At 63.6% G+C, this 26,007-nt stretch carries 20 protein-coding genes; 9 read left to right on the forward strand and 11 right to left on the reverse strand.

All coding sequences use genetic code 11. The features are described 5' to 3' along the window. Positions 1 to 174: 174 nt before the first annotated feature. On the reverse strand, positions 175 to 1,176 hold the full coding sequence (locus MJO58_RS28020) for a DUF4226 domain-containing protein (RefSeq protein WP_061559532.1): 1,002 nt from the start codon (positions 1,174 to 1,176) through the stop codon (positions 175 to 177). 109 nt (positions 1,177 to 1,285) lie between these two features. Further along, the gene (locus tag MJO58_RS28025; protein ID WP_061559533.1) at positions 1,286 to 1,513 is read right to left on the reverse strand and encodes a helix-turn-helix domain-containing protein; all 228 of its coding nucleotides are present in this window, start codon (positions 1,511 to 1,513) and stop codon (positions 1,286 to 1,288) included. Between the two features lie 299 nt (positions 1,514 to 1,812). Here MJO58_RS28025 and MJO58_RS28030 point away from each other — a divergent pair, with 299 nt between their 5' ends. From MJO58_RS28030 to MJO58_RS28050, 5 genes are all read left to right on the forward strand, one after another. Beyond that, the gene (locus MJO58_RS28030) at positions 1,813 to 2,349 is read left to right on the forward strand and encodes a hypothetical protein (protein ID WP_139043416.1); all 537 of its coding nucleotides are present in this window, start codon (positions 1,813 to 1,815) and stop codon (positions 2,347 to 2,349) included. 266 nt (positions 2,350 to 2,615) lie between these two features. Then, on the forward strand, positions 2,616 to 4,460 hold the full coding sequence (locus MJO58_RS28035) for a DNA cytosine methyltransferase (RefSeq protein ID WP_061559536.1): 1,845 nt from the start codon (positions 2,616 to 2,618) through the stop codon (positions 4,458 to 4,460). Between the two features lie 258 nt (positions 4,461 to 4,718). Further along, positions 4,719 to 4,958 carry a glutaredoxin-like protein NrdH gene (gene nrdH, locus MJO58_RS28040; RefSeq protein ID WP_061559537.1) on the forward strand — a complete coding sequence of 80 codons (240 nt, stop codon included), beginning with the start codon at positions 4,719 to 4,721 and terminating at the stop codon, positions 4,956 to 4,958. 18 nt (positions 4,959 to 4,976) lie between these two features. Then, the gene (locus MJO58_RS28045) at positions 4,977 to 5,366 is read left to right on the forward strand and encodes a hypothetical protein (RefSeq protein ID WP_061559538.1); all 390 of its coding nucleotides are present in this window, start codon (positions 4,977 to 4,979) and stop codon (positions 5,364 to 5,366) included. After that, positions 5,363 to 5,626: a hypothetical protein gene (locus MJO58_RS28050; protein WP_061559539.1), complete on the forward strand. Its 264-nt coding sequence runs from the start codon at positions 5,363 to 5,365 to the stop codon at positions 5,624 to 5,626. Before MJO58_RS28045 ends, MJO58_RS28050 begins: the two co-directional genes overlap by 4 nt. Positions 5,627 to 6,460: 834 nt before the next feature. On the opposite strand, the gene MJO58_RS28060 is transcribed toward MJO58_RS28050, so the two are convergent. Then, a complete protein-coding gene (locus MJO58_RS28060; protein WP_061559577.1) occupies positions 6,461 to 7,045 on the reverse strand; it encodes a hypothetical protein in 585 nt (194 codons plus the stop codon). Positions 7,046 to 7,340: 295 nt separating this feature from the next. Between MJO58_RS28060 and mobF the strand changes: the two genes are divergently transcribed. After that, on the forward strand, positions 7,341 to 13,196 hold the full coding sequence (gene mobF, locus MJO58_RS28065; protein ID WP_239723511.1) for a MobF family relaxase: 5,856 nt from the start codon (positions 7,341 to 7,343) through the stop codon (positions 13,194 to 13,196). A gap of 167 nt (positions 13,197 to 13,363) precedes the next feature. Here mobF and MJO58_RS28070 read toward each other — a convergent pair whose 3' ends face one another. The 8 genes from MJO58_RS28070 to MJO58_RS28105 form a co-directional block, all read right to left on the reverse strand. Then, positions 13,364 to 14,212 (reverse strand): class I SAM-dependent methyltransferase, encoded by an 849-nt coding sequence (locus MJO58_RS28070; RefSeq protein WP_061559465.1) that lies wholly within the window; start codon positions 14,210 to 14,212, stop codon positions 13,364 to 13,366. A 158-nt stretch (positions 14,213 to 14,370) separates the two neighbouring features. Continuing rightward, the gene (locus tag MJO58_RS28075) at positions 14,371 to 16,176 is read right to left on the reverse strand and encodes an AAA family ATPase (protein WP_061559466.1); all 1,806 of its coding nucleotides are present in this window, start codon (positions 16,174 to 16,176) and stop codon (positions 14,371 to 14,373) included. Beyond that, the gene (locus MJO58_RS28080) at positions 16,173 to 18,293 is read right to left on the reverse strand and encodes a hypothetical protein (RefSeq protein WP_061559467.1); all 2,121 of its coding nucleotides are present in this window, start codon (positions 18,291 to 18,293) and stop codon (positions 16,173 to 16,175) included. The genes MJO58_RS28075 and MJO58_RS28080 overlap by 4 nt, the downstream gene beginning before the upstream one ends. Further along, positions 18,290 to 21,061, reverse strand: a complete 2,772-nt coding sequence (locus MJO58_RS28085; protein WP_239723509.1) for an ATP-binding protein — start codon at positions 21,059 to 21,061, stop codon at positions 18,290 to 18,292. The genes MJO58_RS28080 and MJO58_RS28085 overlap by 4 nt, the downstream gene beginning before the upstream one ends. 137 nt (positions 21,062 to 21,198) lie before the next feature. Beyond that, on the reverse strand, positions 21,199 to 21,516 hold the full coding sequence (locus MJO58_RS28090) for a hypothetical protein (RefSeq protein ID WP_082811600.1): 318 nt from the start codon (positions 21,514 to 21,516) through the stop codon (positions 21,199 to 21,201). 35 nt (positions 21,517 to 21,551) lie between these two features. Beyond that, positions 21,552 to 22,475: a conjugal transfer protein gene (locus MJO58_RS28095; RefSeq protein WP_175364743.1), complete on the reverse strand. Its 924-nt coding sequence runs from the start codon at positions 22,473 to 22,475 to the stop codon at positions 21,552 to 21,554. Between the two features lie 10 nt (positions 22,476 to 22,485). Beyond that, the gene (locus MJO58_RS28100; protein ID WP_061559469.1) at positions 22,486 to 23,562 is read right to left on the reverse strand and encodes a hypothetical protein; all 1,077 of its coding nucleotides are present in this window, start codon (positions 23,560 to 23,562) and stop codon (positions 22,486 to 22,488) included. Next, positions 23,559 to 24,005 (reverse strand): hypothetical protein, encoded by a 447-nt coding sequence (locus tag MJO58_RS28105; RefSeq protein WP_061559470.1) that lies wholly within the window; start codon positions 24,003 to 24,005, stop codon positions 23,559 to 23,561. Before MJO58_RS28105 ends, MJO58_RS28100 begins: the two co-directional genes overlap by 4 nt. A 130-nt stretch (positions 24,006 to 24,135) precedes the next feature. Between MJO58_RS28105 and MJO58_RS28110 the strand changes: the two genes are divergently transcribed. Genes MJO58_RS28110 through MJO58_RS28120 form a run of 3 tightly spaced genes read left to right on the forward strand, consistent with a single transcriptional unit; the run spans position 24,136 to position 25,985 of the window. Further along, entirely contained in the window at positions 24,136 to 24,519 is a 384-nt protein-coding gene (locus MJO58_RS28110; protein WP_139043415.1) for a helix-turn-helix domain-containing protein, read from the forward strand. Continuing rightward, positions 24,509 to 25,363 carry a hypothetical protein gene (locus tag MJO58_RS28115; protein ID WP_061559472.1) on the forward strand — a complete coding sequence of 285 codons (855 nt, stop codon included), beginning with the start codon at positions 24,509 to 24,511 and terminating at the stop codon, positions 25,361 to 25,363. Before MJO58_RS28110 ends, MJO58_RS28115 begins: the two co-directional genes overlap by 11 nt. Positions 25,364 to 25,373: 10 nt before the next feature. After that, on the forward strand, positions 25,374 to 25,985 hold the full coding sequence (locus MJO58_RS28120) for a hypothetical protein (RefSeq protein ID WP_061559473.1): 612 nt from the start codon (positions 25,374 to 25,376) through the stop codon (positions 25,983 to 25,985). Positions 25,986 to 26,007: the final 22 nt, after the last annotated feature.

Genomic DNA, 26,007 nt, shown 5'->3' on the forward strand with positions numbered 1-26,007 from the left:
TGCGCTTAGGCGCTGGTCGTGTGACACCGATTTCGATGGGTTTGCAGCCGCGCCGGTCGCGTGCCGAAGTTGGAGCCGTTGGCCGCATAGACCCTCGTCCGGGTTTCGACGGCGCTGAACAAACACACCGTGCCATAGGCCTTTTCGTCGCGCTGCAGAAAAGCCCGTGCTCCGTTAGTGGCCACCTTGCGGCAAGGTGGGCGGCCCAAGAGGGCCATACGGCCTATACGGTTCAGGAGTTAAGTCGCCGTGCCACATGTAAATCCCCGAGCCGGGAACGTACTCGTCGTAACCGTACGGCGGCAGATCACCAGCCCACCCCGGCGGATAGAACTTCGCGCCCGGAAAAGACGACTGCGGCACCCACACCCCCGAATTCGGCCCCAGCTCGACATAGGAATCGGGATTGCCGTGCTCATCGGCCACCGTGGCGGGCCCCAGCGCCCCCGGCGGAAGCGTTTTGTAGCCGGGAATCTCATCAGACCTCACGAAATAGTGCGGAACCTGATCCGGATCCTTCGTCCTGTCAAAAACATCCACCCACGGCGGCGAATCAGGAAAGTTCGGCGGACCCAACCCACCCTTGCCGGCGCCGTACGGCATATGGTGCTTATCGCCGGGCTTCCACTTCTGCGAATCCAGCGGTACCGCAGGCGGAGCATCCTTAGCGTGACCGCCACCAGTCCCATAGCCAGCGCTTTGGATGGCGCCGGCAATTTCACCACCTCGCTGCTGGAAGTTCTGCACCAGCCCCTTGGCTCGGTCCAGCTGGCCCTGCAAGTAACTGGCCAGCTGTTGCTTTCCTGCGGTGCTTCGCGTGCTCGGGGCCAGGGCAGTAACCCCGGCACGAGTCTGAGCGATCAGAGCGTCCATGCGGTGGGCCCCCTCGGCCGCGCTGCGCCCCGCTTCGCCGAGCGCTGGACTTACCCGACCATCGGCGGCCAGTGTGGTGTTGAATGCCTGCACCTGGTCGGCGTTGGTGGTCATGTAGGTCCCTGCTGCCCCACCATGCCAGCCAGCTGCCGCGGCCTGGCCAACTTGAGCTACCCCCTGCCGACCAACCACCAACTGCTGCATCGAGGGCAACGATCCCCCGACAGGCGCGGACCCGAACAGCCCGCGCGCAGCACTGAGTGCCCGGCTTGTTTCGGCCACCAGCGCATCGAGCGACGACATAGCCGCCAGTATCGCGTACTCACGGCTGGCTGCGCCAACATCACCAACGACTTCACTCGCTGGTGTGCGCTCAAAGTGACCAGGACAGCGGAGGCCCGACCGGCAGCCGTCAGATGTCGCGGGTCAGAGAACTGACGGTTGTGCCCATCGCATAAGCAACTTTGGCCAGGAAGACGACAGTGGGGCTACGCAGGCCCTGTTCGACGCGGGCCATAAAAGAGCGGTCGACCTTGGCCGCCGCAGCCAGGTCACGTTGACTCAACCCCAATTCGGTGCGCCGCTCAAGAATGCGGCCACCGACAGATGCAAGCACCTTTGCTTCGTCCACTTCTGACACTTGCCGCCCCTCCCGTGGTGGCCTATAGCCTACAGCCTGGGCCGCGGGAGCAGCTACCAGATGATCAACGCCGATGGCTCTGCGCGTGGGCGCAGCCGACGCTGCTGAGCCGATTGACCCGCTCGCGCACCTCGCGGTCACGGACGACGTCGGGCAGACCGCCGGGACAATTCCAGGATGCATCAAATCCGTTGTGGCGGTGGAGGACACCGGAGCTCTCGTCAATTCGATGGCTGCCTATAGCCCACCGATTATGGTAGTCTATAGACAACCATAGATGCAGAAAGGGCTCACCACACATGGCTAAACCCCTTACCGCTGAGCAACGGTGGCTGATGTTCGCCATCGGTGGGTGGACGATGCGCGAGTGCCTCCTTGGCCCTGCCGGAACCGACTACCTGATGCAGTCCTGCTACAGCCATTGGGGTTTCAGCGGACCCGACGGTGGACCCGACTGGCTCACCGGTTGGAACACCGTTCGGGGAAAAATCACCGCGCCACAAAGCGGAGTCGTACGGGTGAGCCTGACAAAAGCCCAGATTAACTCTTACGCAGCCACATTGCCCGCCGACATCCGCCGTGAACTCACGGAATGCCGTGATGCCGCCCACGCCGAGCAACGACGCATCGCCGACTGGTGCCACTGTCCCCAGCAGGACCAAGCGACCAATGCCCGCACCGTACCCTGCGGCCGATACCACCCCACCGACGAGGAGGACGACGACCACTGGGCCCGGACCCGCGCCATCGACACCTGGCAGACCCGGCTACTTCGCCGCGCGCTGCAATTGCAATCCGCCGGTGAACAACTCGACCTCTTCAGTGGCCTAGCCTGAGCCAGCTCCGACGACAGGGACCTTACCGAAGAGCGCGGCCGCCGCCCGGGCGTTATACCTTGCCGACTCCGCCGCAGCGACCAGTTGTGGTTCGAAGGCCGTCGTCTTTACCACTGCCTCCCGCCTCTGATGGCTTGTTGTCGCCAGTTCTTCGCGGCGACAACCTGATTCGACGCGCGTTCTCTCACATCGTGGTTCCATGGCGGTTGTCTATAGGCCACCATTGGCGGTAGACTATAGACAACCAACAGATAAGGAATGGCCCCATGACCAGCTCGACCACATCCCGCTCGGCGAAACTGCACGCCCCCGAGCTATCCGCCGAACACCTCGCTGAAATCGAAGAGGCTCTGGCATCCACACACAGCGACTGGCAACCCAGCGGACTGCCTACCGGGATTACCTATACCGACATCTTCTGCGGATTCGGCGGTTCCAGTATCGGCCTCGAAAATGCCGGGATGACTCTAGCTTTGGGTGCCAACCACTGGCCGAAAGCGATCGAAACCCACGCGCTGAACTTCCCCAACGCCGATCACCTAATCGCCGATGTGTCCAACTACGACATGCGCAGGCTGCCTGACACGGATGTGCTCTGGGCATCGCCGATCTGCACCGAGCTCTCCCCCGCGGGCGGCACCCGCCGCCCCAGCGCCCAGCTGTCGCTGCTTGAGCCGGAAGGCCACGTACCCACGGCCGCGCTGGACCGCACACGCGCAACGTTCTGGGATGTGGTGCGCGCCACCGAGGTACACCGCTATCGAATTATCCTGATCGAGAACGTGATCGAGGCGGCCTCTTGGGAATTATTCGACATCTGGTGTACCGCAATGGATAAACTGGGTTACAATCACCAGTTCATCTCGGTGTCTTCGGCTCACATCGGCGACGACGCAAATCCTCACGCCCCCCAGTGGCGCGATCGCCTCTACATCGTCTTCACAGCAGTGTCGTTGCCGACCATCGACATCAGGCCGCGCCCGCTGACCTGGTGCCCCCAGTGCGACGAGATCAACCACGCGGTTCAGTCCTGGAAGCGTCTGGACCGCCGCCGCATCGGAAAGTACCGCCAGCAGTACGTGTATCGCTGCCCCAATGCCCGGTGCAGGCACAGTGTTGTCGAACCGTTTGTGCGGCCCGCTGCTGTGGCCATCGATTGGAGCGACCTAGGCCAGCGCATCGGCGACCGCAGCAAGCCGCTGGCGGCCGCGACCATGCGCCGCATCCGTGCCGGGATCGCCCAGTTCGCCGAACCCACCGTGATCGCTACCAATCACGGCCGACTCGGTGAAGACCGCGCCTACCCGGCGGCCGGTGCCCCGATGCCTACTCGCTCCACCAAAATCGGCGACGGTGTCATATGCCCGCCGTCTGTGCTTGACCGCCGAGCCTATAACGACGGGGACGCGCGCCGCATTAAGCCCATCAGCGACCCGGTCGGGGCCATCACCGCCAACGGCCGCCCGCACACTCTCGTGACACCGCAGATGGTGGTGCCGGCCGGAGGTTCCTGGAACACCGAAGCGATCAGCGCCGCCGACCCGCTGCGGACCCGCATGACTCGCGACACCGATGGCCTGTTCACTCCCCAGCCATGGATCACCGTGTTACGCAACCACGCCGACGTGAGCTCGATCGAGGACCCGCTGGCCGCGGTGGCTACGGGGGGCGGAACCGGCGGAGGCCACCAGGGACTGACCGTCCCGCCGGGCGCTTTCATCCAGAAGCACCACGGCGGCGTGGATTATGCGGGCATCGCTCACATGACCAAGAGCGTCAACGACCCGGTGCCCTCGGTTGTGGCGCGCCCCAACCTCTCTCTGGTGATCCCCTACCGCAAGGGCAAGGCCAAGACGACCGACGAGCCACTGCACACGGTAGCGACTCGAGATTCGGCGGCCCTGGTGGCGGCCTCCGCGATCGACATCGACGATTGCCGCTTCAGGATGCTCAGCCCCCGTGAACATGCTCGGGCACAACGTTTCCCTGACGACTATCGGGTCACCGGCAATCGTTCCGAGCAGACCATGGGGTTTGGGAATGCGGTGTCCAGCAACGTCGCTCAATGGCTCGGCGGCTTCGTTGTCCGCCTTCTTGCAAGCGGCCAATAATTGCGGATCCACGAGCTTGGTATCGGTCACGAATAAGCGATTGATACCAAGCTCGTGGCGAAACTAGCGCCACGATTCGCAGGCACGCTATACGCATACAAGGGCCTATAAATGACAATTTAGATGCACTCATTCAGCCATTCAAAGACAACGAGCACAATTCGTAGAAATAACGCTAGAATGGTTGTACCACAACATCTTAACGGTTAGAATAGAGAATATCAAATAGCCATTCTGCCGACATTAGGAGAGGTTCAAATGGATATCACGGTCTACACCAAACCGGCCTGCGTTCAATGCACAGCCACGCGTAAAGCATTGGACAAAAATAACGTCAAATACAGTCTCGTCGACATCACCGACGACCACGGGGCCCGCGACTACGTGATGAGTCTTGGATACCTGCAGGCACCAGTTGTCGTCGCCGGGTCCGAACACTGGAGCGGTTTCCGGCCCGGCAGGATTCGCGAACTAGCGTGCCTGGCTGCCGCCGTCTGAAACCCAAGGAGCACAACGATGTACGACCTCGTAATCGAGCACCACAGCCAAGGGTTGTCTCTCAGCGTCCACCCCGACCGGCGCGACGCCGGCGCAGCGCTGGACTCCTACCACCGCCACGTCGACTGCACGCGCCGCCCGATCCAACTCACCGAACCCTTTACCAGCTACGAACTCGTTGACCTATGCGACGGCCAGACGATCGCGATCGCCACCATCGAGCGTCGTCGCACAGACCCGATCACCGACCAACAATTCACGGCCGCAAAGGCCGCAGTCGATGAGTCCCTAGCCCTAGCGAGCGCCGCCGAACGCCACGATATCCAAATCGCCTGGGATCAGATCACCGGCGCCATCAACCACACCACGCACCACTCGCCCCCAGACCATCAGAGACGACAACCATGAACACCAACGACTTTCACATCGGCCAGCTCGTCGACGCCGCCAACACCGCAGCGGTGAGCCGCGCGTGCGCCACCTGCACCTGCAAGACCACCCACGGTTTAATCGTTGCGATCGATGGCCGGCAAGTCACCGTCGAATGGATCGACTCCTGGGGGCCTCAGCACGAAACCTATCCGCTCGACCCCGAGCTCCTGCGCGCCGCGACACTCGCCGCTGCTGCCCGATCGCACGCGTCGCGACAACCTGACGTTGGCGACTAAGCCAACTCCCCACTCACAGACCCGGCGTCCACCGAGCCCTCTATTGAGATCCGAGAACTCAAGATCTGGGCGACCGGAATACGCGAGGGGCCAACAGGCCTGCGATTCCACACCGTCGCCGCCGCCGCACAAGCAATCCCGCCGACATCTGGGCCCGACCAGCCAGCGTGATACCCGGGGCCCACATCGTTGCCGTCTACTGGGCGATGCACACCGTTGTCTACCGTCTCGACCACATCCACGCTGATTCCCGACGTCGTGCAACACGATCGGCCGTCCTGGCCGGCTAATCACCGACCGTGCTCAAGCTCCTCACCATAACGTCGGCATATCGCCGAGTCGCGCAGACTCTACTGCGGCCCGATCCCAGCCCCGTTCCCGCAACACCGTGCGCAACGCCACCGAGCGTTCCCGGCGAGCCCATAACCCATCACTGGGAACCGGCCTACGGCCTCCTCCACGCCGCATCCGAGCCATCCGCCGCATATTTTCACTCTGTGTCCCGACCACCACATGCTGGCGGGGCGCCTCAGCTGCACAGACTTTCACGCACAGCGGGCTATCACACTCATGCAAACCCAGCTCGTCTGGCTGAAGGAGCACACCGAGCCGACGCGCCAACGCGTACCGATGCGGCCGCACGCAAATCCCTTTACCCCTACGGTAAATGAAGAACCGACCATATCCGTCTTTACCGATCGCGCCCGTGAAAAAATCACAGTCGTCAGCGTCAGGTCCCTGGACTATGTAGGAGTCGAAGCGCCGACACTCGTCGGCATGCACAACAGGATCGACCCACAGCGGAATCCCCGGATCTATACGCACGCACCCACGCTAAGCCCGGCCACCGACATCTTCGGCATGCAGCGCAGCGCCGTCCGTATCTCGTGCTTCCACCGCCTCGCCATCGGCTTGCGCCGCAACGTCGTTCGAACCTAGTGCTTGCGCCGTCGCGCCAGGATCTTCGCCTGGTGCACCCGCCGCCGCGTCATCGGTTTGCGCCGTAACGCCATTCGAACCTAGTGCTCGCGCTACCGGCGCGCCGTTGGCCGCACCTAGTGCATCCCGCGCCGCCACGGTAGGTGCGCTCGTCGCCTTCACGACCGCGCGAACGTCACCGACTTTGACCCCAGCCAATTCCGCTATCGCCGAGAGTGTCTCACCACGACCCTGCATTCGAGCCACCGCCGCGGCACCAGCCTGGCGGTGCTCATGGCGCCGCCGCTCCGCCTCCGCCCCAATCTCAAGGATGCGGGTCTCCTCCCACTCATCCACGGCCGCCAGACGACCCAGCTCGACGAGAAACGACGCCGCGTCATCAACGTTTTGACGCTCGCGCTCCACGCGGGCCTCGTTCGCCCTCAGCTGCGCCTCGCGAACCCGTTTACGCGCCGCCGATTTCGAGTTGATATTCACCATTGCCGCACCCTACGACGAAGCCGTCGACCCGCTCTACCACACCGACCAACATCAGTATGTCCACATTTGTCCCCCACCCATGTCTCCTAAACCCACTGTCCCGCAACCTAAGCCGATCACACCCCAAACCACCACACACCAATGCCCACCAGCACCAACCCTTCTCAACCACCCCATACACCACACACCTCTTGCATTAAGGGGTAAGGGTTTCTTAAGAACTGCCCTAACTGTGTAGGACAGATCGTCGCTCGGGTCTCTAACGTGCGCCTCGAAGGGGACAACTGCGGTGACGATGACGATGCACAAGCTCACTGCCGGCGACGGGTATCAGTACCTCATCCGGCAAGTGGCTGCTGTGGACTCCACTGCCCGTGGACGGGCACCGCTGATCGATTACTACTCGTCGAAAGGTGAATGCCCGGGCCGTTGGGTGGGATCAGGGCTGGCGTCATTGCGATCAGCCCTACCCCGCGGAATACCGGCCAGCGATGTATCCGAAATATGGGCGGTCCCAGAGGGTTCCGAGGTCACTGAAGCCCAAATGAAAGCGTTGTTCGGCGAAGGTTTACACCCCAACGCCGATGCGATCACAGCCTATGCGACCGCACGTGGAGTGCGCGGTGCCGCGGCGATCGACGCCGCCAAACTGGGCCGTAAGTTCTATATCCGCGACGGCGAAACCACCTTTGCTCGCGCCCTGGCAGTCGCCTATCGCGACCACAACGAAGAAGCCGGACTGCACTGGAACGCGCCGATCGACGCGCCCACACGCGCCGCGATCCGCACCGTTGTCGCGCACAGAAGGTTCGCCGAGCAGTACGGCCGCGCGCCCGCCGACGATCGTGAACTCAGTGGGTTTATCGCGCGGGAAACCCGCGCGGCCACCACCGCGGTCGCCGGCTACGACTTGACGTTTTCGCCTGTGAAGTCAGTGTCTACGCTGTGGGCGATCGCGCCCCTCGACGTCGCAAAAGTAGTGGAGGAATGTCACGACGCGGCGGTGGCAGATGCGCTGGCGTGGTTAGAAACTCACGCCGCGTTCACCCGTTCAGGTAAGGACGGTGTCGCCCAGGTCGACACCACCGGATTGCTCGCGGCGGCGTTCACCCACCGCGATTCACGTGCCGGCGACCCTGATCTGCACACCCATGTCGCGATCTCCAACAAGGTCGCCACCGTGGGCGCCGACGGTGTGCTGCGCTGGCTGGCGCTGGACGGGCAACCTGTGCACCAGTTCACCGTGGCCGCCTCCGAGCTGTACAACACGCGCCTGGAAGCCCACCTTGGGCAGCGACTGGCGCTGCGGTTCGCCGACGTTGTTGGCGAGGGCCGCGGCAAGAGGCCAGTGCGTGAAATCGTGGGAATGTCAGTCGAGCTGATGGCCGCGTGGTCGTCGCGGCGGCTGGCGATCGAAGCGCGCACCGCCGATCTGGCCAAACAGTTTCAAGCCACCCACGGCCGCGAGCCCACCCACGTGGAAACCATCGCGTTGGCTCAACAAGCGACCCTGGAGACCCGCGAAGCCAAACACGAATCCCGCTCATTAGCCGAGCAGCGCCAGACGTGGCGCGGCCAAGCGATCGAGGTGCTCGGCGATGTGCGGGAGCTGACCGCGATGTTGGGCACGGTGTTGGCGGTGCCGGCACCCCAGATCGAGGCCGTCGATGACGAGTGGATCGCCTCGCACGCTGCCCAAGTCATCGCCACGGTGGCCCAATCGCGGGCAACCTGGCAACGACACCACGTGTTCGCCGAAGCGCAGCGCCGCGTTCGCGGCAGCGGGCATGCCGCCGACCAGACGCTGGCCGACAAGATCACCGAGACTGCCTTAGCCGAGCCGCTGTCGATGGCCCATATCGACATCGACGACGGAGAAATGGGAGAACCTGCGCAGCTGCGCCGCCGCGATGGAACCAGCGTGCATAGCCGCCACGGCAGCGCTACCTACACCTCGCACGAGCTGCTGGCCGCGGAGCGACGCATCGTTGCGGCCGCCCTGCAACGCGACGGGCGCACGGTCGAGGACATCGATATCGAGCTGGCGCTGACCGACTCGGCCGCACGCGGCAAACAACTCAACGAGGGACAGGTCGCCCTGGTCCGCGAAATGGCAAGCAGTGGGCGACGAGTGGCGTTAGCGCTAGCACCTGCCGGCACCGGTAAGACCACAGCGATGGCCGCCCTGTCGCATGCATGGCGGTCCTCGGGTGGCACCATCATCGGCTTAGCCCCCACCGCGGCGGCAGCCATCGAACTCGGCGAGGATCTATCGGCCCCGACCGACACCATCGCCAAATACGTGTGGTCGGCCGACCCGGCCAACGCATCGAGTCGTTCGGCCCCACCACCATGGTTCACCACGGTCGGACCCGACACCCTGATCATCATCGACGAGGCCGGCAAAGCCGGAACGCTCGAACTTGATGCGGTGATCACCCACGCCTTAGCCCGCGGCGCCAACATCCGCCTCGTGGGCGATGACCGCCAACTCGCATCAATCTCAGCCGGCGGCGTCCTGCGCGACATCGCCCACGAGACCGGCGCCCTGACGCTTTCTCAACTGGTGCGCTTTGCCTCCACCGCCGAAAGCGCAGCCACCCTGGCAATCCGCGAAGGCGACCCCGCCGGGCTCGGGTTTTACATCGACCAACAGCGTGTGCACGTCGGCGCCGATGCGACCGCAGCCGACATGGCCTACACCGCGTGGGCCGCCGACCTCGACGCCGGCCGCGACGGGATCCTGTTGGCCCCCACCAACGAAATCGTCGATAGACTCAACGCCCGAGCCCGTCTTGATCGCCTCGCCGCCGCCGATCCGGCCACCCTGCACGGCCACGAAATCACCCTTTCTGATCGGCTTGCCGCCTCCCCCGGCGACCTTATCCGCACCCGCCGCAACGCCCGTTGGCTGCGCCTAAGCCCCACCGATTACGTGCGCAACGGCTACCGCTTCCAAATCCTGGAAACCCACAAAAACGGCAGCATCAAAGCCCGCCACCTCGGCAGCGGCAAAACAGTGCACCTGCCCGCCCGCTACGTCAAAAAGCACGTCACCCTCGGCTACGCGGCCACCATCGACTCCGCACAAGGACTCACCGCCGGACACGCCTGCCACATCGTCGGCGCCGGCCATCTCACCCGCCAACTCCTCTACGTGGCATTAACTCGCGGCCGCATCGAAAACCACATCTACCTATCAACAGCGGAATCCGACCCGCACCGAGTGCTGTCCCCCAAAGCAACACACCCCGAAACAGCCGTCGATGTCTTGACCAAAACACTGGCCCGCGACGGCGCACAAGTCTCGGCCACCAGCGCCGCACGCCAAGCCCGCGACGCCTTCGTGCGGCTCGGCCCGGCCGCGGCGATGTACTACAACGCCTTGGGCGAGGCAGCCCAAGCCCTGGCTTCCCCGGCTCTGCTGGCCCAACTGCACGTCACCGCCGATCAGCTCTATCCAGGTTTGACCCGCGCCGAAGCATGGCCAGTGCTCTGCAAACACTTGGCTCTCGTCGCCGCCGATGGGCGCGACCCGTTCGCCACCTTGACCGAGGCCGCCGGCGTTGGCGAGCTGTTCAGCGCCCACGATCCCGCCGCAGTGATCGACTGGCGCATCGACCCCACCGGCGGACACTCCGCCGGTATCGGGGCGCTGCGCTGGCTGCCCGCCACCCCCGCGCTGCTGGCCAACGATCGCGTATGGCAGAACTGCCTGGACGGGCGCGCCACGCTGGTTACCGAGCTGGCAGACCAGATCCGCGAAACCGTCACCCGCCAATGGACACCGGCGACCGCACCGGCATGGGCCAAACCCGTTCTCGCCGCCAACCCCCAACTCGCAGCCGAGATCGCCGTCTTCCGCGCCGCCCACAACGTGGTTCCCGAAGACACCCGACTGCTCGGCCCACCCCAATACGCCGTGCGCGCCCGCACCGTCCAAAACTTGCTCGAAAACCGCGCCCAAGCGGTGGTACGCACCCAGAGCCCACACGCGCGCCGCTTTGAGCAGCTGATCGACTCCATCGATCCCCGCATCCGCGCCGACGGGTACTGGCCCCAACTGGCCGCCCACCTCGCTCAAGCCGCCACCAGCCGACCCGACCTGCCTGCCCTCGTCCGCGCGGCAGCCACCCAACGACCGCTACCCGACGAGCTGCCCGCCGCCGCGCTGTGGTGGCGTCTTGCCGCCGAACTGACCTCCACGGCCACCCTCGACACCCCCCATACCGGCCTGTGCCCGGCCTGGATCACCGACTTGCACAACGTCTTTGGGTCAGCAGCTGCTGAATCCATCATCGCCGATCCGGCCTGGCCCGGCCTCGTTTCGGTTATCAACGCCGCCGACCCCACCCGCTGGACCCCCGCCGACCTGCTCCACGTCGCCGCCGAACACCTCGCCGACGTCGACCCCGACCACACCATCCCCGCCTACCACTACGCCCGCGCCGTCACCTACACCGTTGACCTGATCGGCGGCCACCACGACCACACCGACCACCCGCCACCCGAACAACCCCCACTGCACCCCGACGAAGAAGAACAACTTCCCCCCGACCCCCACACCCCCAGGATCGACATGCCCGCAATCGACGCTTCCGAGCAACCGTGGCACCTCGAACTCGTTGAGCCCGACCCGATCAACACCCCGCTCGAGACTGCCGACGAACTCGCCGGCCTGGACTTCGACGACCTCCCTCGCCACCGCGTGGCACCCCCGCCACTGCCGGCCGCTCTCCTCGACCTCACCACCTTGCGCACCCAGTACCAGCAGGCGCTAGCCGACCATCAGGCCCTGCATGCCCGCGCCGCAATCGGTGACGGACTCGTAATGCGCCAAGCCGCCCCGCACATCCGCGACCTGCGCCAGCGCGCCGATGCCGACCGCCCCTACTTGATCGCCGTCCACGACGTCACTGCCGAATGGGCCGACGCCGAAACCGAATACGAGGCAGCGCTACGCGATGTCGACTGGGCACGCGACCAGCTCAACGAGCTGCAGTCGCAAACCGACGTCGACCCACTCGACCTCGCCTCAGCCAAACTCGATATCCAACTGCGCCTCATGGCACTCCCCGACACCACGCCCGCCGAGCGCTATCAGACTGCGCTTCACGAAGCACTCGCGGCGCGCGCGCAAGCCGCCGGCGGCGTGGACCGCATCATCAGCGGTGACGACGTCGACAAGATCATCGCCGAAGCACGATCCCAAGATGATCGCGCCGTGCTCGCCGCCCGCCGCTACTGCACCCAGCTGCGCGGAGACCTCGACCGCGCAGAACTAGCCGCCGCCGCCGCATTCGCAGCCGCCGAAACCCGCTCAGCCGACCACATCACCGCCCAACTCGACCAACTGGCCACCGAGCTCCGCGTGCTCGACGCCGCCAGCCGCTTCCAACCGCACCGACCCCTCAGCCTCACCATCAGCGCCACCGCCGACCTCTCCCCCGCCACAGCCGCAGCCATCACCAGCACCGCAAGGCTGCCCTTCGCCGTCACGGTCGTGCACGCCCAACCCTCGCCCGAACGCCGAACCGCCCTACACACCCTGCACAGCGCGGCCGCAGCCTCCGAACGAAAGATCCTGTGGTGCAGCCCCACCCGCGAACAAGCCGAGCACGCCATCACCGACGAGCTCGCCGACACCGCCGCCACCATCACCGAAACCCACGCCACCATCACCAGCAACCAGTCGCAATCGCCGTTACCCCCCGGCAGTCTCATCATCATCGACGACGCCGCCACCGCAGACCCCGCAGTGATCGCCGACCTCGCCGAGCACGCCGCAGCCAATCAGTCCGGACTCATCCTGCTCGACACCACCGGCCAAACGTGGCCACCCAAACCTGCCCAGCGGCTCCTGCGGCTCCTCGACACCGAATTGCCTTGGACCACAACCATCGGCGCACCCCCAACACCGACTGTCATCAACCGCGTCACCCAGCCCGACCTCGACCCCGCACTCACCCAAACGCGGCGCCTGCACCCAGCCATCCTCAATGAACAGCTGCGCGACAGCCTGAAACGCGCAGACCAGCTACACACCACCATCCACGCCGCCTACCAACGCCACATCGAGGCCACCTGGCTCCGCGAACGCAGCCGCCACGCCAAGCACCAAACCCCAGAACTCGGCATCACCGACGACTAAGCGATTTGCCTCGCTCGATGGCGCAGGCGTACTGACAAGCAGGTGACGCACCCTTCCAGCTTCTCGAATTCACTGATGTCGACGATTTAGGGATCAAAGCGAGACCGACGTCAACATTCGCGAACAAACGGCGCCAAGATCTGCTTTCAAAACCAATTGGGTCAGGATCAACGGTCGCCCGTCGTGCTTTTGAAGCGCAGCACATAAAGCGGCATGCGCCAGCGGGCAGGAATCAGCCGCCCTTGGTAAATTGCGCGCAGCAGCCAACCCTGAAGGCCCCGGCCCGGCGGCATCCGCACGGCCTGAGACGAGGCGACACCATCGATGTGGGTGGCGAGGGCTGCGGCGTCTTTAGCGGATATGCCAGACTGTATGGGCGGAGCTATGTATCGCTCTTTGGTCAACACGTCTCGCCTGGCGCCGACGGTCTTGACCTTCATACGCGCAAACCAGTCCGGTGCGGCATCGAAAACTAAGGTGCCGCCGGGGAATTGACGGGCGCAGTCGCTGATGAGCTTATAGACGGTGGTCTCGTCGAAATACATGAACAGTCCTTCGGCCACGATGATGGGGCTCGACTCGGAAGGCACCAAGTTCATCCAGCTTCGGTCGAACGCCGATCCCGCGAACTTGATGATGTGCTGCTCGCCTGGGAGCAGCTGCTCTCGCAACGCAACAATCGGCGCCAGGTCCACCGTGATCCACGTTGCCGCCGGCCTCCCCAACCGCCAGTAGCTGGTTTGCAGGCCCTCGCCGAGAGCGACCACGGTGGCCTTCGGGTGCGATTCGAGGAAGGTGCGTACGACGCTGTCAAACGCGTGAGCGCGCATCGAAACGACCTGTGATGCAACACCGAAACGTTGCCGGTAGGGATAGTCGATGTGCTCGATCAGCTCTACTGCGAGAGGATCGTCGACTGTCCTATCGGGACGCAGTGCCTCACTACCTCGGTTCCACAGTGTCCACAAGGCGGTTTCACTGATACCGGTGAGGTGTTTCGGTTCGATCTTGTCCATCAGTGCGCCCCGAGGGGACTGGCGGCTTTAGCCGTCGGGGTCACCGGCTGGTGGCTGCTGGTGCTAGGCGATCCAGCTGGTGGCTGGTGTCGGTCGACTGCATCTCGAGTATCAATGTGGCCCACGACGATCCGCATTTCAGTAGCCACGGTGTTGGCTCACGGCGTGACAAGCTCAAGGGCCGCCAGGACGTCAGTGAGGGCAGCGTCCATGTCTGGCAGCGTAATCGTGCTAATGCTGCTCAGATCGGCGGTGAGCAAGTCCACCGTCGGATCGGCTGCGATGCGGGCCTTGGCTTTGCGCAATGCTTGTTCGATGACGGTCCGCGCGAACCGGCCGTTGGCGGCGACATCGATGAGCATGTGCGGATCACCGGGACGTGTACTTGGCGTGTTGCATAGCCATTCAGCGGTGCTGCTGAACCGCGAAAGAGCAGTAGATTCGACGGCCACATGGAACCGTGCTGCGAACAGCTCAGCGATGCGTACCAGGTCGTCGGTGTCGCAGGAGGTGAATTCGAGCTGGAACGGAAATCGTGACCGCAGACCGGGGTTGGCGCTCAAAAGCCGGTTCATTGGGCTGGCATAGCCGGCCATGGCGATCATGGTGTCGTGGCGATGGTCCTCGGCGAATTTCATGATGACGTCAACGGCGATGTGGCCGAAATCGCGCTCGTTATCCGGTTTGTAGAGCTCGGGTGCCTCGTCGATGAACAGTGCACAGCCCCTGGCAGCTTCCAGGATCGCCGATGTCCTCTTCTCAGTGCCACCGATGTGCTCGTCGACAAGATCCTTGCGTGAGACTTCGATGAATTCTGGCGATTCCAGGATGCCCAGGCCGAAATACATCTCGCAAATAAGCCGTGCTATAGACGTTTTCGCGGTTCCCGGCGGGCCGACCAAAGTCATGTGCAAGGTGTCGCGCTCCCCGATCTGGACACCACGCTCGATCATCTTCTGGTCATACACCTTGACGAATTTGAGTTCCTTGACATGCTCTTTGACGCGGCGGAGCCCGATGAATTCGTCGAGTTCACGTTCGGCGCGCTGCAGCACACGTACGGCTTCTTTGCGTTGCTCGGCTCTGCGCAGGTCGGCCACGCTGGGTCCGGAGTCGGGGTCCCACCGATTGGACCGGGCTGCAATCACGTCTGGGGTCGTGACGGTGACGCCGTAGCCGGTGTCATCGAGCGCGGCGGCGGCGTCTGGGCGCAGTTGACCGTCTACGCTGGCTGCGCTGAATTCTTTGCGGGCGGCGGCCTCGTCCCCCAACGCGCGGTGGCACAAGCCGCGGTATAGGGCCGCCTCGGCCAGCAGGTGCGAGGTATCGATCCCGCTCTGGTCGAGTTTGGACCGTTCGGCTTGGGTCACGACGGACGCCAGCGTGGCCAGCGCCGCCTCGAACTGTCCCAGCCCGGTTTGGGCGATGCCTTTGAGCAGTCGTGTGGCGGCCTCCACGATCCCACCGCTGCCCGACGATGGCTGCGAGGTCCACGTCAACAAGTCGGGCCAGCGGCGCGTCAGGAAAAACATTGCGGCCCCGACGAATCGGTGTATCTGCGCCTGACTGGGCTCGACGGTGAGGTCGACCTCGTCGAGAATTTTCTCCGCCCGGTCGTAGTCGCCTTGGCTAACTAGTGTCGCCGCGTAGGCCAGGGTGATCCCGGTCGGGGTGTGTGGGTAAAGATCAATGAGGAAGGGCGTAGACACTGTTGGCGCCAATGCCGAATCTGTGAGGCCAATCCGACGCGTTTCGCGGTGCAGAGTCGAGAGTGCATCATAGGCGCCGCGCAGGGTGTTAAGGCTGACGTCACCCGCGACAGCCAGCCCCATCCATGCGTCGCACATGCCGGGATCCATGTCGGTGGCCTGCGTGAAGGCTTCTCGCGCTCCCGCGTGATCGGTCCCGGCCCCACCGAGGCCCAGGCGGCTAATTCCCATGTCGAAATAGTCACGGGCACTCACTGATGATCATCCCTTGCTCGTGGTCGAGGCGGTGACGGAAATTCTACGGCCGACTCAGACCTCTCGATCGGTTGCTGCTGCTCAGATGATGTATCCAGTGGAAGGTCAGGATCCTCATCAGGGGTTGCGGGCTGGGGCGCCTGATGGCGCCCCACACCCAGGGCGGGTCGGCGCTGATGGCTCGGCAGCGCTGGCAGCCCATCTGAAGCTGCCATCGGCGGCTCGTCACCTTGGTCAGGTCTGAATGGCTGGCCGTCGCTGTTCGCGTCGCCTTGTTGAGCGCCGGTGTCTGAGCCGTCGCGGTGGTGATGTCGGCGGATGTGCTGGACGGTCTTTTCGGTGACGACGGCGGGAATCACGATCTCTGGCGCGGCGGCCGCGGCGGCGCCTTCTGCTGCTGTCGCGCCGGCGCCTTCTGCTGCTGCCGCCGCGGCATGTTCACCGGCGCTCGCCGCCGCCTCGCTTGCCCCTGCCTTTTCTGCTGCCATCCGGCTGGTGGTGGCCCGCGTGCGGGTCGCCATGGTCTCCTCCTCGTCGCGCACCCGGCTGGGCCGAGGCTTGATCGCATCAAAACCCGGCGCCGTGGTGTCGGCATCTGCCTCGGAACTATCGTCGTCGCCGGCGCTGTCGCTATCGCCGCGGCGCGCAACCCCGCGAAACAGCCCGCGCGCTTTGCGTCCCGCCTCAGCGTAGTCGTTGTATTCGTCGCGCACAGCACCGCTTGTGGAGTGCCACGCCCCACTGATGTGGTGGGCGATCGTGCCCAAACTGTCTGTGTAGAAATGCTTGTCGATGTAGTGGAACAAAAAGATGCCCACGACCGAACCCAGGCTCACCAATAACAGTCGCGGCACCACCGTGGCGCCGCCATGCCCGAGTTGCGGGGTGGTCAGCGCCCAGCCCATCCCGACTGCACTCAACGCCAAAAAGACGGTGAAGATCATCATCTCGACGCCATGCAAGAGCACCTGCGACACGCAGCGCATCGCGAATTTTTTGCCGCGGTGCCAACCGCTCATGCCGACCATCGCCGCGGGCACCACAACGATGCAGTAATAGGTGGCTTTGGCACCGACCAGCAACGTGCTCACGCCGACATACCAGATGAAAAGGCCGATCCAAAACGCGGCGAACAGGAACACCAGTCCCAGCACGAAGTCGTTGGCGCCCAATTGTTGGGCGTGGGCCAACGCTTGGGGTGCACCACATCCGGCCATCGCGTGCGCAGGTCCAGGTCCTTGGCTGTGCGCGGCCAAGATGGCCTGCGTCCAGGCCTGGCGACAGGTGCCCACATCGTCGACGACCATGCCGAAGTTTTGTAGCTGGAGAGCGGGGCGCGCCGTCGATGACACCAGCTGCGCCAGCAGGGCATCGAGCTGGGTATCCAGTGACTGGCCCGGAGCATACGAGCTCTGGCGGGCGTCCTGGGCGATCTGAAAGCCTGTGGCTCGCCCCATCCCCAAAAGGCCGTGATCGCTGACTAGATCGTCGATGGGGTCACGAAAGACCGTCCACACCAGTGCGGATAGCACTGCGGCGGTGCCCAGCAGGTTGCGCGCCTGGGCCGGCTGGCCGCGCTGGTGGTGATACCCCGCCAACACCACACAAACCGCGACTGCCAACGGCCCCAGCCACATCTGATTGACGAGCGTGTTCACCGTGGCGAAAACGGGCCGCCCGATTTGGACAAGAGCGACTAGCCACGAGCTCGACATTGCAAATCGCAACAGCCACAACGCGATCCCGATCGAGAACACCACAAGGGCAGCTTCATTGGTCAACCACCACGCCGCGGTGCTATGTGAGATCGCGGTTTGGGTGGCTGTGACGATCCAGGATCCCCACGATTCGGGATCGAACGCGCTGACGTGTTGGCCGTTGTTGAATGTGGCTTCGGTGGTGTCGACCATCGAGAGGAAGTAGTCAGCGATCGGCACGTTATCCAAGTCATGCAGCCCCGTCCACCCCAGCGCAGCGGCACCCACTGCTGCCGAGGCTTTGGGTGCGGCCACCACGGCCCACAGACACAGGACGTAGACACCGGTCATCGCGCCGATTACCCGGCGCAACCGCGGATGCTCCAGCAGCCAGACTGCCAGGGAATCGCTGGCGTTCATGCCATCACTGCCGCGGTGCTGTCGAATGCGCGTGCCTGCTCTTCGGTTGGCGCGCCGAAGAATTGAACGCGTGCTGGACGTCCGAGCTCGTCGACCAAGAATCCTTCCCCGAGTCGGGCACGATCGACCGCCCCGGCTTCGGTGACATAGCCGCCCCACTCCCCGCGATCAGAGAACATGTCTTCATCCGCGGTGGAGCCAGGACTGGTGTCCTCGCTTAGTGCGCTGACAAACTCGGGATACATGTCTGGGTCGATGCGCGCCCACTTCAGTGTTGCGTAGGCCAGTTGGGGGTCTTGCACGCGAAAGATCCATTTTTGCGTGACAAACTCATCCCCCATGCGGGCAAGGTCTCTGAAATCTTGTGTGATAAACCAGATTCCGCTTGCGTGCTTGCGGCCCCGGCGAGTGAACTTGTGCGCAATGCGTGCCGTGGTGGGAAACGCAAGCAGTTCGGCGCACTCCTCGAAGATCATGACGTCGAATACGTCGAGACGATCGAACATGTATCGCTGCTCTAGTTCAATGAGCAGGCCATAGATTGCCATGCCGGCGCGCTGGGTCCCCGAGAGTTTCGCGTAAAGATCGGCATTGGTGAGATCCTCGGTACTAGGCAGGCCCAGGTTGCCGGTCAGGTAGACCGTCGCCGGGGAGTCTTCCGGGCGGTAAGGCGGCAAGTGGTCGTCGAAAAGCCCGGGAAAATCCTCCTGAGCTGTCTCCAAGCGCAACAGCAGCTCGTCGTTGTCGGCGTCAGGCTGCGAGCGCAGATAGTCCAGCAGCGCGCGGTGGCTCGAAATCCCGTTACTGGCACGGTTTTCCGGCCGCACCAATCGTCGGTACCGCTTGGCGAGCAGGCTGTCGTACGAGAGCCCAATCCAGGGCAAAATATGGGCGGCCGCGATGCGCCCGGCGAGGTGAGCGGGGAAGATCACCAGCGGGTCATACAGGTACTGCGGCGTGGTCGGGTCGATGAAGCGCACACCCTCGATCGGTGTGAGGGCCCGCTTCCATTCGGCGATCGTGTCAGGCTCGAACACCACAACACGCCCGCCACGCAGGATCAGTTCATGCGCCGACAGTTTGGTGCGGTTAGATTTCCCGCCGCCGGGATCCCCGACGACGGCCAGCCCGGTGTTCTTGTTTCGACGCGCAGTTCCCTCGGGATCGTGCAGGATGATCGCCGGCCGCATCGAAGTTTGGTCGATGGCCAGCGCACTGCCTTTAACGTTGCCCACCCGCCCTGAAATCAGTGGCAAAAACAGCGACCACTTGTGTGCGCTGGTGGGATTGCGAAATTCGTCGAGCGGGCAGGTGTTTTCACTTCCGGTGTTGAATGCCTTCCACAGCAACGCCTGAGCGCCGCGATGGCGTTTGACAGCGATACCGACTGTGTCGAGCTCTTGGCGGACCTGCTTGACCGCATCCTCGAGGATCTGTGGTGAGTCGGCCCCGACCGCGATCACCACCGTATGGTCGAGCTCGCGTTCGGCGGGATTACCGTTGAGATGCGATGTGTAGGCCCGCGTGCGCGCCAGTTTCCGTGGCAATTCGTCATTTTCAGCGCCGCGATGACCTCGCTGACGCATCTGGTCTTTGATGTTTTTGGTGTGGCGGAAATTTCGGGCTTGCGCATCTTGAGGTGTGCGGATGTAAATATGCTGGGTCCACTCGATACTGGCCTGAGTGTTCACATTGAGCAGTGCATTCAGATACGACGCGCGCGGAAACGCCAGCCCCGTCTCGGGGAAGTGCTCGACGGTCAAAAACGACTGGTAGCTCGATCCGCGGCCGGGGTCGTGGGGATCGTAGACGCGAACCAAGGCTTTGAAACTGGGTCGCCACCATGGCCGCTCGGCGTTGTCGCCCTCGTCGAACGCGATGCGCGGAAAATCACGAGCATCCAGTGAGGACGGTCCAGTATTGGTCGGCGGCATCGGCTCATGGATGACGCCGAGCATGGCGCGATGCCGCCGATACCAAAGGATTTGCGCGGGGCTAGCCGCGCGAATGTGGAACTCATCAGGTAAGGAGCCACAGATCTGGCGGGCAACGCTGGCGTAGTGGTGAATCGATGTGCTCGAGTCTTTGTCACGCCCGCTGACCCAATCCCAGGCCCGCTTGCCCTGTCCGAGCGGTGTGCGTCCCGCAGTGCCCGCGTCGACAGGCACCGTTAGCCAAAACCGTGGGCGCACGGGCCCGCGGTATCCCTTGGTGATCCACTTGTTCGCTTTGGCGATGATTGGCACCCAATGCTTGCACTGGCCAATCCATGTCGACTTGTTGGTGTGCGCACCTACCATGGCCCGCAAGATGGCGTTTTGGTCCTCGGCAACCAGTAGTCCACGTACGTGCGATCCCGAGGGCAGGTAGCGCCCCAAGTTGCGGGTCAGTCTGGCGGCTCGCCGGTGGACGTCAAGTGAGCGCATATTGACCGACAAGCCATCGATCAAGAACTCGGCGTAAACACCCCCGGAAGTGAAGACCAGATTTCCCTCGACACGTTCGGGAGGGTCAAAACTGGAGTCGACACGCAACTGCCTCTCCGAACCACGAGCCTGCGAGGTGCAAAGATGTGGTGGACGAATACTGTTGCGGGCAAACACCAGACGCGCCGAAAGAGAAGGACGGCCTTTGGGCAACAGCAACCGCATCAACCCAACGGTCACCACACAAAGCACCACCCCGACGGCGAGGACCGGAAGGGTGGTTCCGGCGGGCTGGCTGTCAACCCACAGCAGCGTGGGTCCCCCGATCGCGGCAATGGCCACCCATTCCACCCCGCGGTAGGGGCCGCCGGGCCATTCTTGGCCGGGAGCAGCTTCCCCGATCTGGATGTCGATGTCACGGATGCCCGACCACGCTTCGGCCTTTTCGACCGGCCGTGGTGGGGCGACCGGGGCTGTGGTCACCATCCGCGGGTATTGGAGTGGCCAACGCTGCCGGGCAGGTGCTCAAATTCTTGATTACCGCGCTGATAGAGCCCCACGATGTGGACCACGACGACCGCAAGAGCCACGCCGCCGGCGATCGCCGACATCGCGGCGCCCGTGCCGCGCTTGTGATGGTCTCTCATACCGCGCACAATGCCGCTGCCCAGAAAGTATGTGCCGCCGACTGCGATGATGATGTAGAGCACTTCGTGACTCATGTTGATCACGCCGGCCCCGGCAGCCACGTTCGTGGTGTGGGTAGCCAATGCCTGCGACGATAACTGGCCAATCATGATGAATCCCTCTTTCTCCCAATGTGATCGATGAGTTAGTGCGGTCCGACCGCCGTCGTGGGGACCGGTGTGGGCGTCGCGCCGCCCAATACAGGAAGTGCGTCGATCTGGGCGACAAACCAGGTTCCGCCCACCGACCGCAACGTCAACGAGTACGACAGCGATACGAGGGTGTAATCGGATCTGCGCGCCGAAACATCGATGTGCGTGGCTAATTCGTTGTTATCGGAGGGGGCATCGGGTGGAAGGTTGTCGGCCTCAGCGGCAGTCACCGTGGCCGAGGAGTAGGACCCTACGGCCGTGATGCCCGAGTCGGTGGTGATAAACCGTTCCAGTCCACCCGAGGTGGTCAAAAACGACGTCGCAAACCCAGACAGCATCGTGAAAAGCGGGCTGTTGGCAGCGATAGGTGCTGAATATCCCAGCGGCACATAGGCTCCCGGAGGGGGCATATCGACTCTGCTGATCCGATCGAGTGCCTGTATACCCTTATCTCGGTATACCGCCACCGGCAGCTGGTAGAACGCCGTCGTCGGCGGCGCCGACGGGTAGGGCTGCTCGTCGATTTGAACCTTCACGCTGTAGAGCACGATGTCATTAGAGGAGGTCTTGCGCTTAGATGCCCACGCCGCTGGGTTCGACACTGTCATCGACGATGTTTTCGGCAGTTCGTACTTTTGGCCGCCGGGAAAGCAGCGCGTCAAATTCGAAGCGCCCGAGGCGGTTCCGACAAGTAGCCCTTTGACACAGCTCACGGCGAAAGCCTTCACGGGATCGGTCTCGTTGATCACGTCGCGGACCACCGCCGCCACGGGTGGCGGTTCGGGCGGAAAGATAAACCGCCACAGCAAGGCGATACCGTTGATGGACGAACTGGCCACAAGAATCGCAAGAGCGACACGGCCGGCGCTGTGACCCAGCACCGTGAGGCGCTTCTTCCATACGTTGCTGATTCTCACCACATCGTCCTTATGTCGCCTTGTGCCCAATGATTTTGATGCTCGACACCGCGAACGTCCCATCACTGGGATCGGTGTCGTGTCCTGACCCAAAGCCGGTCGGGTCAGGGCCGCTGGTCGGTTGGGGGCCGCCGGTCGTCGGGGCGGGCCCACCCAAGATCCCGCCGAACGGTCCGCCGTCTGGCGCCGACGCGCTGGGCTGAGGAGCCGCGACCGGCCGGCTGGTTTGACGAATAATCACAGTGATTTTCGAGGCGCTCACCCCGGAAATCGGTTTGACCGCTTCACCGTGAACATTTCCTGTGTCCTGGTCGACAACCGTGTGCGCCGTGTCATTGAACTGCCATTGCAGCAACGTGACCACACGATGCTGTAGCCATGGATCACCACCGGACCCTTGGGCCGCGGCCGTATCCCCAGGCACGATGCTGACCGCAGTGATCACATACGCACGCTCGATTCCAGCGGGCCCGAGCGTGATGTAGAGCGGTTGGCCGTCCGTGTGCCGCACGCAAATCCACGGCGATGGCTTGTCGGGATCGGCAATAGATTTCGCCGATGTTGAGGCGCCCGCGGGGCAGTCGGAGGACGCCGTAAATGGCAGTGGGTGATCGCCGCCGTCAGCTGGCGCCGGTGCTGGCGCTATCGCCATAGTTGGTGCGACGCTCGACTTGATGGGATGCTGGCGTGGACTCGGAGAAGCATCATCAGGACCCGACAGTGAGACCCCCAGCGTGGTAATGACCGTCGCCAACATCACCACCGCAGCAAACGCCCCCAGCACCCACGGCGTGTATCTGCGCGTGCGCTGCCCCGTCGCCTCCAAATCGGCATCCACACAGGGGCTTTCGTCATCTGTCGGCTCGACGCTGTCGCCATCATCGTCGAAAGCACCCGCAGGCTCGTCGGCACTGTCGTCCTCGCCGACGGGTGGGGCGCCGTTGTCGCTGCTCGCGCCGTCGTCATCGGAGGTTTCATCGACTGCCTCGTCGACCGAGACGCACTCGTCGTCGTGGTCGTGTGCTGCATCGGCGTCTAGATCCACCCCAATTTGACGCAGCCATTGCTGATCAGAAACCGAGCTCATGGCCGCCGCCGACCCGAACGGTGCCCCGTCGCCCGACGCGGCGTGAATTTGCGCCGGTGATGGTACGCGGCCGGCAACCGCTGCACACGCGGCAATGCCGCCGCCGAAACATGGACATAGCCGTCATCGCGATCAGAAGCCAAGCCGGTGTCCTCACCGCGCACCACATACATCCGTTCGCGATGAGCAATCACCGGCGGCAGCAATGCCGATAGCGCCGCCTGCGGTGAGGCTTGGGGAACGGGCCGGCTCCACGCCTGCATGAGACGCTCATCGTCAGCGGCCTGGCGAGCGCGGTGTGCGCGTATCAACGCGACCGCGCCCCACACGCATCCCGCCACTACCAGCAACGGTATGAGTTTGATCAACAGTTCGACGATCGCCAACATGATCGCGGCGATGACGGTCATCAGCGCTGCGCCCGCCGCCACAAGCCCCTTCATCGCAATGCCCCTTCGTCGTTCTCGGCGCCGCTAGATCGGTGGGCGCCTATGCACGCAACCGTAAGCTGAAATAGGCGAGTCTGTCCACACTGTTAGACGACAATGGTTGCGTTTAGGTAGTTTCGTGGGCGTGAATGCACCTAATGATGGGCCAGCGCGCCTCGACCACTTCGTCGCCGAACGGTTGGCGGTCCTGCACATGTCCCGTGTCGAACTGGCCCGCCGCGGCGGACCCAACCGCTCGACACTGCACAAATCCAGCAACGGCTCACGCACCATGTCGGTAGCCACGCTGGTCCGCCTCGATGAGGCCCTGGGCTGGGCCCACGGGTCCTCAAAGGCGATCCTTGCCGGCGGGGTCCCAGCCACACCGCCACCCCAAGACACCCACGTACGCACCGTCTTGCAGGCCGTCGAAGGCCTCGTCGAGCAATGCCACTCAATCCTGGCCGACGCCCGTCAGTTGCTCAACGAACTCCTAGCAAGCCGGGACCCCGCCGAGCATGCCCGCTGACATCTTCGACGACCAACGCCGAGCCTGGATAGCTGCACACGCCGGGATATTCGTCTTCCAAAAGCGTCGCGCCGAACTACTCGCCAAGAAAATTCGCGCCCGCACACGCAGCGATGTCGGTGCCCGACCCGACCCACACGACGACGTCGTCGCCCTCCCGTTCCCGATGCGCTCCCCCACCTCGGCCAGCGGATCATTCGAAGCCGCACTGGTATTAACCTGTGCGACCATCGCGCCGCTGGGCTGGCTGGCAGGCAAACTCACTTACCTACTAATCGTCACGCTCATCCCCGAGCGGCTGCGCGCTTACCCGATCCCGGCACTACTCTGGGGCGCCGCGCTGGCAGCACTGCCGCTGCCGTTCTATAACCCTTCCCCGAGTCTCTGGGGCCAGCTGATCATCCCGTGGCTTCTGGTCCAACTGCCCGCGACCCTGCTCACCGCAGCCGTCTACGGCGTCCTCGAAGGCTGGTTGGCCGTGGAAGGATCCAGCGACTGGTGGCCACTGACACCCGAAGCTGTCGACGTTGACGATGACCTCATTCTCGGGCCGACGCTACCAATGACCACGGTCTTAGACCCGCCACCCGAACCTGGCCCATCACGGCGCATCCCGCCATCCCTGCACGCACGCCGACGAACCCCACCACCTATCCGCTGGGCCCCCATCCTCAGCGGAGCCGCGATCATCGCGGCGATCGCCAGTTGGTGTCTAATATGCGCAATCAGCGCCCTGCTGGGCTCCACCAACCAACACTTCGAACCGGTCAACTCAGAGGCGGTCTCGCAAAATTCGACGAATGAGCAGGAGACAGTCGCGTCGCGGGGGGTAGTTGGTGCGTAGCCTAAACCTTGTGCCCGACACCGTGAATGACAAAGACCGCGATCTCGGCGCCGTGCTCGAGCTGCTACACCGCGGCGAGGATGCATTCACAACGGTTCGAGCAACCTATCGGATCTGGCGCCACGACGAGCGGTTAGCGGCGGCGTTTCACGCCGACATCGAAGAGCAGAAGAGCCGCGGCGCATCGATTGCGACGGTCTCGTCGCGGCGAAGCGGCCCACCCGCCCCGGCCGAGCACGAGGAGATCCTTCGGATCTGGTGTCACGGAGATCGCATCCGCCAGGAACACGAAAGCGGCGACTGGCGCGACGGTGCCTACGGAGTCCGCCGCGGCGACCTATGGTGGTCCTGGAACTCCCACCTGGGAACTTTGAGCAATCAGGACGATCCGAAGCTTGGCAGCGGTATCGGCAAGGAAGTCTCTGTCATGCTCGATCCCACTCCACTGCTGAGTGCCATGAACTTCGCAGCCATTGGCCGCTCGACAATCGCGGGGCGCGCCACACTCACAGCCGACGCAACAGCGCGCCCGCCGGATTCACGTACCGGATTGCGATCCTTGGGGCTTCACCAACTCGGCACCGGTGCGGACCACTACACGCTTGAAATCGACCTCGAATGAGGAGTTCTCCTTGAATCCGTCG

This window comes from Mycobacterium lentiflavum (genome assembly GCF_022374895.2).
Taxonomy (GTDB): domain Bacteria; phylum Actinomycetota; class Actinomycetes; order Mycobacteriales; family Mycobacteriaceae; genus Mycobacterium; species Mycobacterium lentiflavum.